This is a genomic window from Bradyrhizobium sp. IC3195, assembly GCF_020193585.1.
In the GTDB taxonomy this organism is placed as follows: domain Bacteria; phylum Pseudomonadota; class Alphaproteobacteria; order Rhizobiales; family Xanthobacteraceae; genus Bradyrhizobium; species Bradyrhizobium yuanmingense.
In genome coordinates, this window is record NZ_JADYVG010000016.1 from 38,421 (window position 1) to 55,539 (window position 17,119).

Annotated in this window: 16 protein-coding genes; 3 read left to right on the forward strand and 13 right to left on the reverse strand. The window is 62.7% G+C overall.

All coding sequences use genetic code 11. The annotated features are described in order from the left end of the window. Positions 1-583: 583 nt before the first annotated feature. From I6F09_RS25790 to I6F09_RS25810, 5 genes are all read right to left on the reverse strand, one after another. Positions 584-790, reverse strand: a complete 207-nt coding sequence (locus I6F09_RS25790; RefSeq protein WP_225189369.1) for a hypothetical protein — start codon at positions 788-790, stop codon at positions 584-586. Positions 791-1,512: 722 nt separating this feature from the next. Beyond that, positions 1,513-3,168, reverse strand: a complete 1,656-nt coding sequence (locus tag I6F09_RS25795) for a recombinase family protein (protein ID WP_225189370.1) — start codon at positions 3,166-3,168, stop codon at positions 1,513-1,515. A gap of 248 nt (positions 3,169-3,416) precedes the next feature. After that, a complete protein-coding gene (locus I6F09_RS25800) occupies positions 3,417-3,995 on the reverse strand; it encodes a hypothetical protein (RefSeq protein WP_225189371.1) in 579 nt (192 codons plus the stop codon). Further along, positions 3,992-5,146, reverse strand: coding sequence for an ERF family protein (locus tag I6F09_RS25805; protein ID WP_225189372.1), 1,155 nt, complete (start codon positions 5,144-5,146; stop codon positions 3,992-3,994). Before I6F09_RS25805 ends, I6F09_RS25800 begins: the two co-directional genes overlap by 4 nt. Next, positions 5,130-5,990 (reverse strand): YqaJ viral recombinase family protein, encoded by an 861-nt coding sequence (locus I6F09_RS25810; RefSeq protein ID WP_225189373.1) that lies wholly within the window; start codon positions 5,988-5,990, stop codon positions 5,130-5,132. The genes I6F09_RS25805 and I6F09_RS25810 overlap by 17 nt, the downstream gene beginning before the upstream one ends. 241 nt (positions 5,991-6,231) lie before the next feature. Between I6F09_RS25810 and I6F09_RS25815 the strand changes: the two genes are divergently transcribed. Continuing rightward, positions 6,232-6,627, forward strand: coding sequence for a hypothetical protein (locus tag I6F09_RS25815; protein WP_225189374.1), 396 nt, complete (start codon positions 6,232-6,234; stop codon positions 6,625-6,627). Positions 6,628-6,712: 85 nt separating this feature from the next. On the opposite strand, the gene I6F09_RS25820 is transcribed toward I6F09_RS25815, so the two are convergent. Further along, positions 6,713-6,979: a helix-turn-helix transcriptional regulator gene (locus I6F09_RS25820; RefSeq protein WP_225189375.1), complete on the reverse strand. Its 267-nt coding sequence runs from the start codon at positions 6,977-6,979 to the stop codon at positions 6,713-6,715. 114 nt (positions 6,980-7,093) lie between these two features. On the opposite strand from I6F09_RS25820, the gene I6F09_RS25825 reads away from it, so the two are divergent. Further along, complete coding sequence (locus I6F09_RS25825; protein WP_225189376.1) at positions 7,094-8,023, forward strand: hypothetical protein; 930 nt, start codon at positions 7,094-7,096, stop codon at positions 8,021-8,023. 78 nt (positions 8,024-8,101) lie between these two features. Here the strand turns inward: I6F09_RS25825 and I6F09_RS25830 are convergent, their stop codons facing one another. From I6F09_RS25830 to I6F09_RS25845, 4 genes are all read right to left on the reverse strand, one after another. Beyond that, positions 8,102-8,527 (reverse strand): DUF5681 domain-containing protein, encoded by a 426-nt coding sequence (locus I6F09_RS25830; protein ID WP_225189377.1) that lies wholly within the window; start codon positions 8,525-8,527, stop codon positions 8,102-8,104. Then, positions 8,524-9,885 carry a DNA modification methylase gene (locus I6F09_RS25835; protein ID WP_225189378.1) on the reverse strand — a complete coding sequence of 454 codons (1,362 nt, stop codon included), beginning with the start codon at positions 9,883-9,885 and terminating at the stop codon, positions 8,524-8,526. Before I6F09_RS25835 ends, I6F09_RS25830 begins: the two co-directional genes overlap by 4 nt. A gap of 261 nt (positions 9,886-10,146) precedes the next feature. Further along, entirely contained in the window at positions 10,147-10,782 is a 636-nt protein-coding gene (locus tag I6F09_RS25840) for a hypothetical protein (RefSeq protein ID WP_225189379.1), read from the reverse strand. Between the two features lie 462 nt (positions 10,783-11,244). Further along, on the reverse strand, positions 11,245-12,468 hold the full coding sequence (locus I6F09_RS25845) for an AMP-binding protein (protein WP_225189380.1): 1,224 nt from the start codon (positions 12,466-12,468) through the stop codon (positions 11,245-11,247). Positions 12,469-12,554: 86 nt separating this feature from the next. Between I6F09_RS25845 and I6F09_RS25850 the strand changes: the two genes are divergently transcribed. Continuing rightward, a complete protein-coding gene (locus I6F09_RS25850; RefSeq protein WP_225189381.1) occupies positions 12,555-13,706 on the forward strand; it encodes an AGE family epimerase/isomerase in 1,152 nt (383 codons plus the stop codon). 12 nt (positions 13,707-13,718) lie between these two features. Here I6F09_RS25850 and I6F09_RS25855 read toward each other — a convergent pair whose 3' ends face one another. The 3 genes from I6F09_RS25855 to I6F09_RS25865 form a co-directional block, all read right to left on the reverse strand. Further along, positions 13,719-14,558: an ABC transporter ATP-binding protein gene (locus tag I6F09_RS25855; RefSeq protein ID WP_036015696.1), complete on the reverse strand. Its 840-nt coding sequence runs from the start codon at positions 14,556-14,558 to the stop codon at positions 13,719-13,721. Between the two features lie 161 nt (positions 14,559-14,719). Continuing rightward, positions 14,720-16,003, reverse strand: a complete 1,284-nt coding sequence (locus tag I6F09_RS25860) for an ABC transporter substrate-binding protein (protein ID WP_225189382.1) — start codon at positions 16,001-16,003, stop codon at positions 14,720-14,722. A 42-nt stretch (positions 16,004-16,045) separates the two neighbouring features. Continuing rightward, positions 16,046-17,119: a branched-chain amino acid ABC transporter permease gene (locus I6F09_RS25865; RefSeq protein ID WP_225189383.1), complete on the reverse strand. Its 1,074-nt coding sequence runs from the start codon at positions 17,117-17,119 to the stop codon at positions 16,046-16,048.

Genomic DNA, 17,119 nt, shown 5'->3' on the forward strand with positions numbered 1-17,119 from the left:
GCGGCCACCATCGGCCCCTTCCTGCTCTACGCGATCGTGCGGCCGACTCTGCGTCGATCCCCGCCGGTCGATGAGGTTCCTCGCTGGATTGATTCAAGTCCGAGCTGCCAATGGAGCTACTTGGGTCCGCATTTTGGTTGGCGCGGCTAAACAAGACGCCCAATGGCCGTCCTCGCTGGGCGTATCGAAAAACCGAATTGGAACTTGCATCGTCGGGCAAAACAGTGGTTCATAGGGTGCTGGTCCAGCGCAAATGGAGCCCAGCCAATGGCCGACGAATGCAAGTCTTTGTCCGATCTGCCGGAACTAGCGAAGCTTAACGGAGAATTCCGAAGGAATTACGGGAAGGTTCTCGGAGCCTTTCTGTATCTGCGCTCAATCAGCGCTGCCGGTGGGCGTTCCTGGTTCTGGACTGCATTGCTTTCGGCCGCTTGCTCGACGGCGCTAGCTTGGCTCGGGAAGCGGATGCTGCTGTGAGCAGCCAACTGATAGCTTCCCAACAGAACGCTATTGCCCGTCGAGAAACGATAAGGAGGCCCTCGATCTCGCGTGCAAAGGAGGAGGCGATCTCTGGAAGAGTCGCCTAAACCATACCGCCAAAGTCGATGCCTTCCTTGGCAAGCTCCTCGGCTTCCTCGGCGGAAGCGGCGGGTTTCGTATCAAGGTAGGGATGCTCAGAGGTTGGCAGGATGGTTCGGATGTTTTGACCATCCGCCCGTGTGATGCGGGCAACCCAGCGCTTATGGCCGTGCTCAAACCGCTGGATGTGATACTGCTTGTACGTGATCATGAAACCCGAACGCAACTGACGTTAGCACAGGCCTTATCTACATGACCCGGCGCCGCCGCACAACGGGTGTTAAAGCGCAGTTAACGTTCGCGAGTCTAAACCGACCCATTTCGTCGGTCAGGTTCATAGAAAAGCCCGCCGACTTGGAAGACGGCGGGAGTTAACTGAGATTACGACCGCATAAGTGGCCGCCCCATGAGGATAGCACGGCGGCTCGCTGGCGTGAACGGGGTCGCATGCCCGTTTATTAGCTCGTCCATGCAAAGTCTGCGGTCCGATACGAGGCGTCCGGTTAGAGAGGGCTATAGTTCGCGCTTTTGACCGCCGACCGCCAGCTTCAGCAACACCCTTCCTTTCGGCCTGACGCAATCCGCTCTGCAATTTGTCATGGGCAAGTCGGGACGCATCGGATACCTGCATGGCTGCTCGTCGAAGCAACGCAGCGCGAAAAGCGCGAGAAGGCTAGTCGCGATGGCGGCTCGCGGAGGCGAGGTCGCGCGCGGCAAGCTCCAATTCAAGGTCAGTGATCCGCTCGAAGATGTGAGCGGCGATCGTCTCCGACTCCTGGATGGTCAGCGATCGGATTGCCTATTGACGTGAGTTCATCCCTGAGGATTTTCGCGACAATCGACCTAACACTCATAGTAGGTATATCCCAAATGCGAGCATCAAAGCTCAGCCCGAGCGCCAGCACAAGGTCTCAAATCCGGCTTTGCCGGAGATCAGCGCCGCCGGCGGATGTTTCTGGTTTTGGATCGTGGCGCTTTCTGCCGCTTGCTCCTCGGGCCTTGCGCGATGTGAGAAGTAGGATCCGGCTTTATGAATCGGCGGACGACGGCTTGGATTAGGCCATTGACTGTCTTGAAACGCGCAATCCCCCGCCGCGCTCGTGACTTTTCGGAAAAGCGGATTGTGCGTTTCATTTTGCCGTCGGTGGGCAATAGTACGTAGTCGAGTACTGTCTTGTTGTGCTCGGCTAAGCGGATGGCGGCGATCCAGCCGTGAGGAAGGCACGCCTCGCGCTCGATACTCCAGCACGGTGCATGCGTTGGCTTTTGGCCAGGGGTCCAACGGGCGGCCCTGACTGATAGACAGGCCATCCCGTTCACGCAGACGCAATCGCTCCAGCCTCCCGAACTGATCCGCCCGCCTGCCGCCTTGATTGCAGCAGCGGCCTGTTCGACAAGCTTTGACCTGAGCTCGGACCAGACAGGACGAGCGTCGAGAAATTCGTAATTTCGCTTCGGCGTGTAGCCGAGCAACCGATAAAGATTTCGAAAGTTGCCAAAATGGGTTTGGCAGGTCGCAGAGCAGGGCAGTCCCGGAGTTCGATCGATAATAGCCGGTGTCAAGCGGCCTTCTTTGAGAAGAGTTTTGCGCAACCGCACGAGCATTTCCTCCTCCGTAAGGTCAACGCGCCGCTCTTCGATAATCTTCCTGACGCTGAAGAAAACCTCGTGATCAATGATCGGTTCGATGCAGCCCTCGCATCTGATCCATTGCTCAGGCGGATTCCTCACCGCGACCTGTCGGAGCTTTTGGGACTTCCGGTTGAAGATGAGGTTTCCGATATAGCTCTCGTTTCTGAGAACAGTGCCAACGGCGGCGCGGGTCCATGCCGCGCCGGTACTCGAGACGAGCCCTTTCTGGTTGAGCTCCCACGCGATCACCGTCTCGGACCTAATCTCCAAGAACCGTTCGAAGATCCACTTCACGACCGCGATTTCCATGGGGTCGCCCGGTCTGATACGAATGTGGTCGGTCAGGATGTACTTCCGCTCGCCCTTCTTCATCACTCGTCTGGTTTGCATCTTCTCGTCGACGAGCTCCCGCACCAGCGCATAGCCGGCACGTCCGCATGGCTTGTAGCCCAGCCGCGCAAAGCGGCATTGACCGGCGTAGACCTTCGCGGACAGCTCGCGGCTATACTCGGCAGCCATCACGCGCTTGATGTTTTTGACGATGCTCGCGAGCATGCTTCCATCGTTCTCGAATTGCTCAGCGCAATATGCAACCTTGATGCCCGCGCGCCGACAAACGAACTCATAGTGCGCGCTTTCATCAACGTCCTGGAAACGGCCCCATCGACTTACGTCATAGACCAGAAGGTGACCAAAGTCGGCCTGGTTGCTCTCGACATCCTCAAGCAATTGGAGGAGCCCGGTCCTGTTCTTGATAAGCAGGCCGCTCTCGCCCTCGTCCTTGTAGGTTCGTACCAGCGTCAGATGATGGGCGTGGGCGAAGGCGGCGATGACGGCAGCCTGATTTTGGATCGAGTAGTGCTGCCGGTCGGTTGACATACGGACATATTGCGCTGCCCGTACGCTGAGGAGCGATTTTGGCAGATGAGCTTTGTGAACGATGAGCGCATTACTCATTTTCACCTCATCCGGACGCGAGCCACCAACACATAGAATAGCTTGCTCTGTCGCTCTTCAAGGATCCAAACACTTGTACGAGTTGGATTGCTGCGCTTGCGAATGGCATTTGTGGCTCTGGCCCGCGTGATCAACCGGTCAAGACCCATCCGGTCCGCCTCGCACTGCCAACGCGCCATGCGCAGCGCTTCCCGAACTGCTTACTTCTACCGCGGTTTCAGTGGGTTGACGATCTAGCTCGATCTGCTTTAGAGGCACGGTCGTCGCATCGGTGCGCTGACGAAGCGCTGATGCCTGATCTCGCGCAGCAGCAACGTGCGCTTGGTTTGTGCGGCGTTGAGCAGGCCTTCGAACAGCACCAGGACCTCGCGCGCCTGGATGTAGACTTCGGTGGTGACGGCGTCTTGATCGCAGCCGTAGGCGGCAAGGCGCGCCTCGATCTCGGTCGCAGCGATCGGGTCAGTGCGCCAGCTCAGGGCATTTTGCTGGGTGTAATACTCGGCCTGGGGTGCGAAGTCGGGATCGATCCCGACCATGTCGATGCGCCGCAGCGCCGCCTCAATCGCCTGTTGGCGATAGATCTCGAGCAATTTGTGCCGCAGCATGCGGTAGCGCTGGATCTCCCAGGACAGTTCGGCCACATCGATTGCGAGCAGCCATTCGATGGCGGACCGGGGCGCAAGGTCGGCGAAGATAGCCTGTCGCAGCGCGTGGTAATGCTCGAGATGTTCGCCGGGCAGCAGCAGGGGCGGCGGCGCCAAGGCGGCAAACTCCGCCGGGGGCGCCGTGGCGGTCAGCTCGGGCGCGGTTTGGAAGGGGCCGTTCATCGGGATGCGGTCTCCGCGCCCAGGCTGGCGAGGGCGGCTGCGCTGCCGCCCGCTGTCTCGGTCGGACCCTGCACCGGGCTTGTTGCCCACAGCTCCTGCGCGACCGGCAGTGGGGCGATCTGCAGGTTGGCCCACCACGCCCGTTCGTTGCCGTGCCGATGCAGCTCCTCGTGATGGGCGCGGCACAGCGGCACCGTGAACTCATCGCTGACCTTGCGCCCGAGCGCCCGCGGCTGGGCGAACGTCAGATGATGGGCATCGCACGGCATTTGCCGGCACACCAGGCAGGGCTGCTCCCGGACAAACAGCAGGTGCGCCTTGCTGCGCTTGCGGGGCGGCTCCTTGGGATGAGCGAGCCCGGCCTCGGGTGGCGTGGGCTGCAGCGCGGCGTCGGCGTCCGCAGCCGCCGCCGCCGGCAGGCTTGGGGCGCCATCCAGGACGGCCGGTTGGTCGGTCTGGCTTTCGGCGGGACGCGCGGCGTCCTCAAGCTTGGCCTGATAGGCGGCCTCGACGCGCCGGGCATCCGGCTCCTGCAGGCTGTTCTTGAGCGAAAGGCTCGCCATGGCCCAGCCGAGCAGATCGGCGCTGGCGGGCAGCGCGTCGAGCTGGCGCAACAGCTGCTCCCGGAGTGCGGCGGACTCGCCCGGCCGCAGCACCGGGGCACGGTTGAGCGCGCCCTTGCCGGGCGCGACCTTGAGGTTGGGCGGTGCCGGGGGACCGGCGGCCGTCTCCGGGGCGTCCAGATCATCCTCGCCGGCAATCCCGACCAGCGCGAACAGGGCGTAGCGTCGGGCATAGGTCAGCGCCGCACCCATGCGATGCGGCGCCTCGATGTCCCGCGCGGCGCAGACCGGCCAGTCCGAGGAGATCCACTCGCCGGAGGAATGGGCGAGCAGGGTGGTGAGGTGGATATGGCCACTGGTTGGCTCGACCCGGGTGGTCTGGATGGTGGCGATCTCCTGCTGGCTCAAGGTCTTGCGCACGATGTCGAGGCCGCTCGCCAGCGAGGCGTAGCGAAAGGTGCGGTCGTCATCGCGCAGGAACGGCGAGCGGATCTGAGCGGTCAGGGTCTTTTCCGGGTTGGTCAGCGCGGCTTGCGCGCGGGCCAAGGCTGCTGCGATCGCCCCGATATGCTCACTGGCCTGGTGCATGGACGGCCTCCATCTCAACCGGATCAAAGCTGACGGCGCCGGCTTTGGAGCGCTTGGCGCGAACGCCGTGTCCAAACGCCTCCTTGGCATCCTCCGGCAGCAGCTTCTTGAGCTCGGCCTTGGCCACTTCGTGCTCGGCATGGGCCTCGCGGGTGCGCAGGTAGATCGCCGCACATTCGGCCCAGACATTGGACGCGGTCATGTCGACGACCTTGACGGCGGCAAGCCGCGGCCGTGGGGTCTCGATGCCAAACAGCAGCGGCGGCTCGCCGCTCTGCACGCAGCGCCAAAACTTCTTCTCCGCCGTCAGCAACAGGTGCTGATACAGCGGGTCGGCATGCACGGTGATTTCGACCCATTTGCCGCCGCCGGTGATGATGGAGAGAACGGCGCTTCGGGACGCGGTGACCCACATGTTGTGCTGCAGCTGCGCCATGTGCTTCTCAGCCGCGGCCTCTTCGGTAAAGCCCCAGGGCAGCATGAACTTGGCCTCGAACACCGCGCCGGTCGGGGCGACCATGCCGTCGAGGGTGGCCGCCATCCAGCCGTGCACGGAATGCCGTACCCGCTTCTGGACGTCGGTGATCGCGTGGCCGGTGGCGTGCTGGTACCAGGCGCGGTTGAGCGCTTCGGTGGCCAGGCCAAGCTGAACCACCAGGTTGCGGGTCAAATCTTGCGGCGCGATCTCGCCGCGCTTTTCCCGCCACAGGCGAAGCAGCGCGTCCTGATCGTCGCCCATAATGATGCGCGCGTCGGAGCCGCCAATGAAAGCTCGGCGGTCGTGGCGGTTCAACGTGATGACGGAGCGGGGCGCCGCGGCGCCGTCGGTTGCAATCGTGGTCACCGGTCTCTCCTTGGTTGACGCGGCTTGCCGCCGCACCGCCAAAACCCCCGCCGCTGCGAGGGGAAAGACCGGGGCCAAGGGCCGAAAGGCCGGTCCGGTGATTAACGCTCCTTTTGCGCGGGAATGCCAGTCCTTTCTGCAGTAATTTTGCGGCTCGTTTGGCGTCAAAAGCCTTGAAGTTTCAGGAGGTTGGAGCGAGCGTTCGGGGGCCGCAACCCGCCCCCGACGGAGGCGCTTGGACATGACGTCAGTTCGACAAATCGAAGCCAATCGCCGCAACGCCAAGCGCAGCACGGGGCCGAAAACGGCGGGTGGCAAGACGAGGTCCAGCCGCAATGCACTGCGTCATGGGCTGGCGCGAAGCGCTATCAGCGATGCTGCCGAGGCGGCGAATCTTGCCGTCGCGATTGCTTCCGGGCTCGGGCCTCAAGTCTCGGCGGATGCGGCGATGGCGCTTGCGCGGTCCAAGCTCGCGCGGCTGCACATCCGCAGCCTGCGGCAGGCGATGTTGGCCGCGCTTCTGACCGGCCCGCTGCCCGCCGATCTGAAAGGCCTCCAAGGGCTGGAGCGCTACGACCGCGCCGCTTTGGTGCAGCAGAAGCGGACGCTTCGCTTGCTAGGCTTCGCGCGCGGGTGAGGCAAGGCCAGCTGGCTTCGTTCTGGAAAATGGCCGCAGCGCCCGATGGCTGCGGCTCCTCCACTGCGCACCGAAGGTGATGGGCTTAGCGCTTGGGCTGCTTCGGTGCCGAACCCCGGGTCGACAGAAAGTCCCGGAACAGCCTCACGGGATCAACGCCCAGCGCATGGGCGATGGCGACAAATTCCACGACGTCGATCCGCCGTTCACCGCCCTCGTACTTCGCGATGAAGGATTGCGGGCGGCCGAGCTTCTTGGCCAAAGCATGCTGGCGAATGCCGGCCTTCTGTCGCGCTGCGACAAGAAGTTCGATCAGGCGGGCATGTTCCGCGGTTCTCAGGGACTTTTGCATGACCGCCGGGCCAGAGAATCGGCGGCGGTCAATTTGATCCTGAAGCTGGATTATCCCAAAACTGGATAAATTCGATGGCCGGAGCTATCAGTGGTGGCAGCGACGGGGCACCTGATGAAGGTTTCAGCAACGACGGTTCGGTACATCAAGCTCGGCGCCGGCGGCCGGTGGGAGAGCAGCCTGGACCGTGCTGAGCTGCACTTCGGATACGGTTCGGTGAGCCACGAACTTGCCATTGAAGGCGACCGGGCGAAGATCATCGCGAATCTGATTGCACTGGGCCGATCGCCACAGTCCGCGGCGCGCGACGCACAGGAGGTTGCCGACTTCTACGAATTGGACGAAAGGTGTCTTTGGATCACGTTCGCGCGCGATCATTTGTGGTGGACGTTTGCGGAGCCAGAGGTCACCTGGGTCAAACCTGATCCAACGCGTCCAGGCGAACGCTTCAGGACGGCCATCGTCGGGTGGCGCAAGACCGACATCAATGGGACACCGCTCAAAATCAATTCGCTCAGCACAAAGCTGACCAAGGTCGCAAGCTATCGGCGGACGATTTGCGCCGTGAAAGCGCAGGACTATCTGCTACGGCGGATCAACGGGATCGAGGAGCCGATCGTCGCAAAGGCGAGCCAAGCGCGAACCGCGCTGCTCGAGGTGACGATTGAGGCGCTGCAGCTGCTGCACTGGGCCGATTTCGAGACCCTTGTTGACATCATCTTTGCGCGCAGTGGCTGGAACCGGGTCTCCGTGCTCGGTGGCACCAAGAAGTTGGTTGACCTCGAGCTGGAGCATGCGGTGATCAACGAGCGCGCGGCGGTCCAGGTCAAGTCTGCCGCCAGCCAAAAGACCTTGGACGCCTATATCCGCCGGATGGACGCCACCGAGCAGTTCGACCGGTTCTTCTTCATTTGTCATTCGCCGAAGGGGGCGCTGAGCGCCCCCGACGACCGCTCTGACATTCACGTCTGGACCGGTCGCGAGTTGTGTTCGACCATCATGCGGCTGGGGCTGCACGATTGGGTGATGGAGAGGCTCGCCTAGCCAACCGCGATCGATTAGAGACGACAGCGTCAGACTGTGCCTTGGCCAGGATAGCCATCTGGCCGGATCTTCTCCGGGCTACGGGAAAGAATCTTCAATCCCCGTGGCAGGGGTGGAGTCGGCCAGGATGGTGGCCCGTAGTCGCGCGAACCGGGCCCTTGCTTCCTCTATCGACACCGGGTCACGATCGTTTTCGATTTTTTCACTTTCGATTTCGCGAATTTGCTCGGTCAGTTTCATTGTCATCCTCAAGGCTTTCTCATTGCCCTTGACCGCGAGATCGACTACTCGCTTCACCAATACCTCGTCTGTCTGGATACGCAATCGCTGTCCATCTTCGACAATGGTTCGCTTCCGCCTCAACTCGCGCGCAAAAAGTTCGATCAAAGAGAGACATTTTTTCGGCCTACCGCGTGGATTGCCGGACTGGCCGGGCTTGAAGCGTCGCGCTTTCGGAGGTTTTCCGTAGCCAACTGAATAGTTTTCGGATTTGCGCTTGGTCATTGCCCGCGCTCCCGTTGCTTGTCTGCGGCGATTTCGTCGAACAGGCGTCCGGTTGGGACATGGACCGCGCTTTGACCGGTGTGGCGTTGCCAGCGCCTTATCGCGACATCAACGTAACGCGGCTCGAGCTCGGTCGCATAGAGGCGGCGGCCGACCCTTTCGGCGGCCAGCAAGGTCGAGCCGCTGCCCAGGAAGTTGTCCAGAACAATGTCATTGCGTTCCGTGCAGTCGAGGATCGCATCGGCGAGCAACTGAACCGGCTTCACAGTGGGGTGTACGGCAAGCAGGTTACCTTCTTCGCCGCTCCGTTCGAAGCTATTGCATCCGGGATATTGCCATACGTTGGTTCTGAAGCGGCCATGTCGACCGAGCTCGACGTTGTTGCGGTGGGGCGCTTTGCCGTGCTTAAAGACAAAGACCAATTCGTGCTGGCTGCGATAGAGCGATCCCATGCCAGCGTTGGATTTGACCCACGCGCAGATGTTCTTGAGTTCGAGGCCAATGGCCTGGCCGGCCGCAAGAATCTGAGCGCAGTGACGCCAGTCCATGAAGATGTAGAGGAGAGCTCCCGGGGAGAGGTGCTCGGTCGAGCCGCGAAGATAGCCGCTCAGGAAAGCGGTAAACTCCTCATTGGACATTTCGCCGGACGCCATCGCAAACTCACGGTGGCGAATGCGTCCTTTGCCGGAGACGTGGCCGTGAACGGGGAGGTTGAACGGTGGATCGGTAATCACGGCGCGGGCGCGCTCGCCGGCCATGAGGGTGGAGAATGAATCGGACTGAAGCGCGCTCTGGCACAATATCCGATGTGGCCCGGCTTGCCAGAGATCGTTGACAGCCGAAACGGGGGCCGAGACCACCGCAGGAACAATGTCGGCCGGGTCCGGAGCCGGCTCAAGCTGCAGAGATTCGAGGCTCTCGATGCGAAAATCGATCTCTCCCTGGGAGAAGCCGGTGACCTCGAGACTGAACCCGAGGTCGAGCTGAGAGAGCTCCTTGAAGGCTTCTGCGACCGAGCGATCGTCCCAAGGCGCTAGCTCGCCGAGCCGCTGCTCAGCAATCCGGTAGAGTTCGAGTTGTTCGGGAGTGAGATGCGTGACCCGGATGACCGGGAGCTCGCGCAAGCCAAGCTGCAGCGCGCCATGGTACCAGATCAAACCGGCGACGATCACGCCCGCAGAATCGATGATAACAGGGCTGATCAAGCCCAATGTCTCGATGCATTTCGCGTATTGTTTCTTATGCTGATCGGTGTATTTGCGGAGCGATCGTCGTGGCGGCGAAATTGCCTCAATGGGTAGACGCTCGACCGGTCCCACTTCTGTGAAGACCTCGTTGTGTTTCGATGATGTAGTCATCGTTTGCTCCTATGGGTTGGCCTTGGCGCCGCACGCAGATGTTTGCTCGGGTGCCGGCCGGTTAGAAGCGTCAACATGGGTTTCAATTGGACGTGGGTGCATCGTCGATTGCCCCTTCGGTGCACTCGGTCCGCGCCCTATGCGCGCTTCAGCACGTGGCTTTGCCAGCCCATGCACCAGTCGCGCCAGGTCTGGTTTGAAGCATCGGTACGGGGTTCAATTAATTGTGTGATGTGCGTAGTCCGTTTTTATTCGGCTAGTTCAGCCGCGTCCTCGCTTGCGAGGTCGCGTTTTGGCGAGCTGTTCTGATAACAGGTGTGCGGATCGCGTGAGTTCGATCCAAGTGGTGGACCGGCCCGGCTTTTCAATCCCGTGCTTGAATGCCGCGCCATAGTCCTCGAAAATCTCAACGGCCGGGGCGGGGTCTTCCGCCGTCCGTTGATCCGACCAAATCAGTAGAAGCGCTGGTGAGCTCGTCGCCAGAACTGGACTCCCGAGTCTGGCTTGCAGCCGGATCTGATTCGGATCGAACAACTTGGCCGGATCGAGCCTCATGATCTTTTTGTGCTGGCGTTGCAGCGCCGGCCTGATGCGCCGCAGCGATTCGACAACAAACCTCTGCGGCCATCTGTGATTGAGCATGTGCAAGCCGATCAGCAACGCAAAGCTCTCATAGTCCGAAAACGGAACCTCGCCGCCCTTTCCCGGAGCATCGCCACTCACAAACGCGTAGTTTGCCAGTTCGGGTTGGTCCGATTGGGGACGCACGTCCAGCGCGCGGTCGGTGTCTAACAGGCGTTTCAGTCGCGTGACCACGTTCTTACGTGATTTGTCGTCATTCGCGCCGAGCCCCGCCGCAATGGCGTCCTCGATCTGATTGCGCTTGTATGCTTTCATAGAAGCATGGTATCAGGTTACATATAGGTGTCCAACCGCCGGACATCTTGGAGCGCTGCTCGCAATTGTGAGGGCGGGATAAGCCGCTTTGACGTTGCTCGCAGCCGACGGTCTGCGGCTGATTGCGCGTGGCGCGACGCACTCATGTGGCTGAAAGCCAGAGCTCCATCGCTCATTCCCATCGTTAAGTCGAGGCCCGCGCGTGCTCAATGCTGGCGTTGTCCTCCAAGATGCAGCCGTCTTCGCGGCCGGAAGCTGACGTCTCGGCGACGCCTCCCTGTTCGGGCCGCGCCACTTCCCTGATCCTTAGCGAAATTTTCCCTGTTCTGTGTTGGTGCCCGACCACCGCGATGCGGTTGAATTCACGGGGCGTTTCGGCCGTTTCTCACGTTGCGGTGGCGGCGTTTTGCGTGGGTTTCCCTGCAAAATTCCCTGTTGGCAGGGAATTGGCTTCTTTGGGGACTAGCGCTCGTCCGCGATGACCTTGCCGTCATTCGGCAGCGTGCCGGGACTGACCAGCTCGACGGCTCCGCCGAGCTTCGTGACGGCGCGCAAGCTCGCCGCGATCTCGTCGCGGAGCGAGTCGCCAGCAGTCGTGGCTTCCGCTCTCAACGTCATGGCGTCGGTCTCGCCTTGGCGCGTGACGATGAGGCGAAGTCTTCCGAGCCCCGCGTGGCGCTTGCCGATCTCGGCGATCTGCTCGGGCCGGACGAACATGCCCTTGATCTTGGTGGTCTGGTCGGCGCGGCCCATCCAGCCCTTGATGCGCATGTTGGTGCGCCCGCACGGGCTCGTGCCGGACAGGGCCGCGGTGAGGTCGCCGAGCGCGAGCCGGATCCAGGGATGGTGCGGGTCGAGCGAAGTCACGACAATCTCGCCGACGTCACCTGGTGCGACCGGATCGCCAGTGCCGGGCTTGACGATCTCCAGGATCAGGTCCTCGTTCACGACCATGCCTTCGCGGGCCTCGGTCTCGAAGGCGATGAGGCCGAGATCGGCGGTACCGAAGGCCTGGTAGGCATCGATGCCGCGCCCCTTGATCTCGGCCTGAAGCGAGGGCGGAAACGCTGCGCCCGAGACCAGCGCGCGCTTGATCGAGGAAACGTCACGCCCCGAGCTTGCGGCGGCATCGAGCAGGATCTTCAAGAAGTCCGGCGTGCCGCTGTAGCCGACCGGCCGGTAGGCCTCGATCAGCTCGAACTGCTGTTCTGTGTTGCCGGGGCCGGCGGGGATCACCGCGCACCCTAGCGCCCGCGCCGACGCATCGAAGATGAATCCCCCGGGGGTGAGATGGTAGCTGAAGGTATTGAGGACGATGTCGTCGGGGCGGAACCCGGCTGCGAACAGCGCCCTTGCGCCGCGCCAGGGATCGGCTTGTCGCCCTTCCGGCTCGAAGATTGGACCGGGGGAGGTGAACAGGCGGGCGAACGAGCCAGGCGCCGCCGCCACGAAGCCTCCGAAGGGCGCGGAGGCCTTGTGCAGGGCGGGCAGTTCCGACTTGCGCAACACCGGCAAATCCGCCAGAGCCGCCCTGGAGGTCACGGCGGCGGGATCGAAGCCTTTCAGCCGCTCGGCATAGGCCGGGGCGGCCATCGCGGCTCGCAGCACCTCCGGGAGGCGGGCGAACAGGTCGGCCTCGCGCGCGGCTTGCTCACGCGTCTCGCGGGCGTCGTAATGGGCGGTCATGGCTGTTCTTTCCGTGTTGGCATCCGTTGCGCGCCGCCACCGGCATGGCTATCAGACCGCCAGGGGCGAGGCTTGAAAGGGACCCGATGGCGGACGAAGGAATCATTGCGGCGGACGAGGCGTCGAACGTCGTTGCGCGCCTGAAGCGCCGTATGATCGACGAGGCGCTGCCGCTGTGGTCGACGGTCGGCTGGGATCACGCCGCAGGCGGCTTCATCGACCGGCTGCACCGCGACGGTGCGGCGGATGCCGCCGCGCCCCGGCGCGTGTTCGTGCAGGCCCGCCAGATCTGGTGCTACGCCAAGGCGGCACAGATGGGCTGGTATCCCGAGGGGCGCGCGATTGCGCTGAAGGGGCTGGAGCACCTGCTGGCCAAAGCGAAGGCGCCCGATGGCCGGCCTGGCTATGTGCACCGGCTGACGCCGGACGGATCGGTGCTGGATGCCCGGCGTGATGCTTATGACCACGCCTTCATCCTGTTTGCGCTCGCCAGCGTCTATGCGCTCGACCAGGATACGCAGGTCCGCGCCGAGATCGATGCGCTGCTCGCCTTCCTCGACGGACACCTGCGCTCGCCGCATGGCGGCGTCCACGAAGGCCTTCCGGTCTCGCTGCCGCGCCGGCAGAACCCGCATATGCATCTGTTCGAGGCGATGATCGCGTGCTTCGAGGCGACCCACGATCTGTCGTTCCAGAACCGTGCCGGAGAATTCTTCGCATTGTTCCTCGCCAACCTCTACGACAAGCAGAGGCACGTATTGTCGGAATATTTCGAGGAGGACTGGTCGAAGATCGAGCCGGTCAGCGTCGAGCCGGGCCACCAGGCGGAATGGGTCTGGCTGCTGAAGAATTTTGAACGCATCACGGGATGCCCGACCGGCCAGCGTCGTGCGGAACTGCTGGAGACCTCGCTGCGCTATCGCGACGAGGCGACGGGCTGCCTCGTCGACGAGGGCGACGCAAGCGGCAACATCCGCCGCAGCACGCGCCGGCTGTGGCCGCAAACCGAGATCGCGAAGGCGTGGATCGCGCAGGCCGAATCCGGCGAGGCGGGTGCGGCGGACGAGGCGCGCGCGGCGCTGGTGCGGCTCGAACGGCATTATCTCAGCCATCCCGTCAAGGGCGGCTGGTACGACCAGTTCGATCGCGACGGCAAATCGCTGATCGACACCATTCCTGCGTCGTCGTTCTATCATGTTCTCTGCGCGGTCACGGAAGCCGAGCAGGTGCTCGGCTAGGCTCCTTGTGGATCACAGCCAGCGCTTGCGCCGCTTGAAGCTCTTGAGGTTCTTGAAGCTCTTGCGCTGGTCGCCGGCGCCGCCGAGGTAGAATTCCTTGACGTCCTCGTTGTCGCGCAATGCGTCGGCGCTGCCGTCGAGCACGACCTTGCCCTGCTCCATGATGTAGCCGTGGCTCGCCACGGAGAGCGCCGCGCGCGCATTCTGCTCGACCAGGAGGATGGTGACGCCGAGATCGCGGTTGATCTTCTGGATGATCGAGAACACCTCTTTCACCAGCAGCGGCGACAGGCCCATCGAAGGCTCGTCCATCAGGATCATCTTCGGGCGCGCCATCAGCGCGCGGCCGATTGCGAGCATCTGCTGCTCTCCGCCGGAGAGATAACCGGCAAGGCCGGTGCGCTCCTTCAAGCGCGGGAAATAGCTGAAGACCATGTCGAGGTCGGCGTCGACCTCGCGGTCCCGGCGCGTGAAGGCGCCGAGCTTGAGATTCTCGAGCGAGGTCATGTCGGCGACGATGCGCCGGCCCTCCATCACCTGGAAGATGCCGCGGCGGACGATCTTGTCGGGATCGATGCCGTTGATCCGCTCGCCCTCGAACAGGATCTCGCCGCGCGTCACCTCGCCGTCCTCGGTCTTGAGCAGCCCCGAGATTGCCTTGAGCGTCGTCGACTTGCCGGCGCCGTTGGCCCCGAGCAGCGCCACGATCGCGCCCTTGGGCACGTCGAGGCTGAGGCCGCGCAGCACCAGGATCACATCGTCATAGACGACCTCGATGTTGCGCACGGCGAGGAGGGGAGCGGGTGCCATGGCGGTTGGCTTGGCGCGGGATGCTTCGAGGGTGTCGGTCATGCTTCAAAACTCCGCTGTCGTCGCCCGGCTTGACCGGGCGACCCAGTATTCCAGAGGCGCCTGAGATTCATCGAGAAGCCGCAGCGTACTGGATCCCCCGCCCGGGTGCGCAATTGCGCACAACGCGAGGGATGACAGTGTTCGCGTGGTGAAAGCAGGGCTCACCACCCCAGCCATTCCGGCTTGCGCGGCAGCTCGACGGTCTTGACCTTCTCGAGCTTGATCGTGCCGTTGGCCATCAGGTCGTTCAGGTCGGCATTGGTCGAACCGGAGACCTTGGTGCGATAGAGATCGACCTTGAGGGTGCCGCGATGGTCCTTGTTGGTCCAGGTCGAGGGATTGCAGACGCCGTCCATGCCGGCCGGCACCCAGTCCTTCTTCTGGTAGAAGCCCTTGGCGACGTTCTCACCGGTGGCACCTCCGTTCTTGGCGGCCCAGTCGAGGGCTTCCCTGGCGTAGAGAGCGCTACAGACGCCTGCGATATAGTGCACCGGGCGATAGGCCTTGCCGCTTGCATCCGATATTTTCGAGATTTCCATCACCGTCTTCATGCCTGGGGCGTTGCCGCCCCAGGTTACGGCCGTGCGTAGCGGGAAGACGACGCCGTCGGCGGCGTCAGCCGCGGTCTTGGCGGCGTTCTCGTCCATGCCCCAGACATTGCCGAGGAACTGCACGTCCACGCCGGCGGTCTTGCAGGCCTTGAGCACGGAGATGTTCGAGGCTGCGGTGTTGCCGAGATAGGCGTAGTTGGCGCCGGAGCTCTTCAGGCTGAGGCATTGCGCGGAGTAATCGCCGGGCGTCAGCGCGAACACGATCGGCGGCAGCACTTCGAAGCCGAGTTCATTGGCGATCGCCTCGCCGGCGGCCTTCGGCGCGTTCGGGTACGGATGATTGCCGCCCATATGGACGAATTTCGGCTTACCGCTCTTGCCCTTGGCCTTCCAGTCTTCCGCCGCCCAGGTCACCAATGCCCGCATCGCGTCCGAATAGCTCGGGCCGTAGAAGAAGTTGTAGGGCGCGGGTTTGGCCTTGCCGCTCACGCCTTCCGGATCGGTCAGCGCCGCCGCGTAGGAGGCGGAGATATAGGGAATCTTGTCCTGCGCAACAAAGCCGGTCAGCGCTTCGGTATCTGCGGTACCCCAGCCCATGATCGTTGCAACCTTGCCATCCGGCGCCGACCACTTCTTGTAGAGCGCGATCGCGCGCGGCACCTGATAGCCGTAGTCGTTGGTATCGAGGTTGACCTGCTTGCCGCCGATACCGCCGTTCTTGTTGATCCAGGCAAAGGTGTCGGCGACGGCCTGGCCGTAGGGCGTGCCAACGTCCGACGTCGCACCGGAGTAGTCGGCGAGATGGCCGACGGCGATCTGGGCCTGCGCACTGGCCGCAAAACCAGCGATCGCAAACGCGAGCGACGCGGTGCTTAAAAACGATTTGGTCTTCATGGGTTGGTTCCTCCTGTTATCGTTTAAGTGAAGTAGCCGTGCTCAATGCGAGAACGGGTAGAGTTTCCAATACGCCTTGATCTGTCGCCAGCGATGCGCGAGCCCATCGGGCTCGAACATCAGGAATGCGATGATGATCACCCCGATCGCGATCTCGCGCAGAAAGGTGATGTTGGTGTTAAGCGAGAGCGCCTTGTCGATCGCGCCGCCCTTCAAATGATGGCTGATGAACTCCATCGCCTCGGGCAGCAGCACCACGAAGGCGGTGCCCATCAGCGTGCCCATGACCGAGCCGGTGCCGCCGATGATGATCATGGCCAGGAACAGTATTGAGCGCTCGATGCCGAAGCCTTCCTGGGAGACCACGAGCTGATAGTGCGCGTAGAGCGCGCCCGCGATGCCGGCGAAGAAGGCGGCGAGACCGAACGACAGCGTGCGGTACCTGGTGAGGTTGATGCCCATGATCTCGGCGGAGAGATAATGGTCGCGGATCGCCACCAGCGCGCGGCCATCGCGCGTGCGCATCAGGTTGGTGACGAGGATGTAGCTCAAGAGCACATAGGCCAGCACGACGTAGAAATATTGCCGGTCGCCCCGCAGCGTGTAGCCGAAGATCGAGAACGGCTCGGCGCTCGCCGGCACCGAGCCGCCGGAGAACCACTCGGCGCGCGAGAAGAAGTCGAGCAGGATGTATTGCGCGGCCAGCGTTGCAATGACGAGGTAGAGTCCCTTCAGCCGCGCCGCGGGGATGCCGAAGATCAACCCAACCAGCGCCGTCACGAGTCCCGCGAGCGGGATCGCGAAGAACACCGGGATCGGCGCATTATTGGAGATGTAGGCCGAGGTGAAGGCGCCGAGCAGGAAGAAGGCCGCGTGTCCGATCGAGATCTGGCCGGTGAAGCCGACCAGGATATTGAGGCCGAGCGCCGCGATCGAGAAGATGCCGATCTGGATCAAAATGCTGAGCCAGTAGCCGCTGAAGAGTTGCGGCGCGAGGCAGAGCAGCGCGACGCCCAGAATCGCGAAGTTGCGGCTGGTGGTGGTCGGGAAGATCGTGGTGTCCGCGGCGTAAGTGGTGCGGAAATCACCAGCGGGAATGAGGGCAGGGCCGGCCAT

Coding starts and splice junctions, on each gene's coding strand:
- I6F09_RS25790 (WP_225189369.1), bottom strand. CDS start 790: ATGATCACGTACAAGCAGTATCACATCCAGCGGTTTGAGCACGGCCAT.
- I6F09_RS25795 (WP_225189370.1), bottom strand. CDS start 3,168: ATGAGTAATGCGCTCATCGTTCACAAAGCTCATCTGCCAAAATCGCTC.
- I6F09_RS25800 (WP_225189371.1), bottom strand. CDS start 3,995: ATGAACGGCCCCTTCCAAACCGCGCCCGAGCTGACCGCCACGGCGCCC.
- I6F09_RS25805 (WP_225189372.1), bottom strand. CDS start 5,146: ATGCACCAGGCCAGTGAGCATATCGGGGCGATCGCAGCAGCCTTGGCC.
- I6F09_RS25815 (WP_225189374.1), top strand. CDS start 6,232: ATGACGTCAGTTCGACAAATCGAAGCCAATCGCCGCAACGCCAAGCGC.
- I6F09_RS25820 (WP_225189375.1), bottom strand. CDS start 6,979: ATGCAAAAGTCCCTGAGAACCGCGGAACATGCCCGCCTGATCGAACTT.
- I6F09_RS25825 (WP_225189376.1), top strand. CDS start 7,094: ATGAAGGTTTCAGCAACGACGGTTCGGTACATCAAGCTCGGCGCCGGC.
- I6F09_RS25830 (WP_225189377.1), bottom strand. CDS start 8,527: ATGACCAAGCGCAAATCCGAAAACTATTCAGTTGGCTACGGAAAACCT.
- I6F09_RS25835 (WP_225189378.1), bottom strand. CDS start 9,885: ATGACTACATCATCGAAACACAACGAGGTCTTCACAGAAGTGGGACCG.
- I6F09_RS25840 (WP_225189379.1), bottom strand. CDS start 10,782: ATGAAAGCATACAAGCGCAATCAGATCGAGGACGCCATTGCGGCGGGG.
- I6F09_RS25845 (WP_225189380.1), bottom strand. CDS start 12,468: ATGACCGCCCATTACGACGCCCGCGAGACGCGTGAGCAAGCCGCGCGC.
- I6F09_RS25850 (WP_225189381.1), top strand. CDS start 12,555: ATGGCGGACGAAGGAATCATTGCGGCGGACGAGGCGTCGAACGTCGTT.
- I6F09_RS25855 (WP_036015696.1), bottom strand. CDS start 14,558: ATGACCGACACCCTCGAAGCATCCCGCGCCAAGCCAACCGCCATGGCA.
- I6F09_RS25860 (WP_225189382.1), bottom strand. CDS start 16,003: ATGAAGACCAAATCGTTTTTAAGCACCGCGTCGCTCGCGTTTGCGATC.
- I6F09_RS25865 (WP_225189383.1), bottom strand. CDS start 17,119: ATGGCCGGCCCTGCCCTCATTCCCGCTGGTGATTTCCGCACCACTTAC.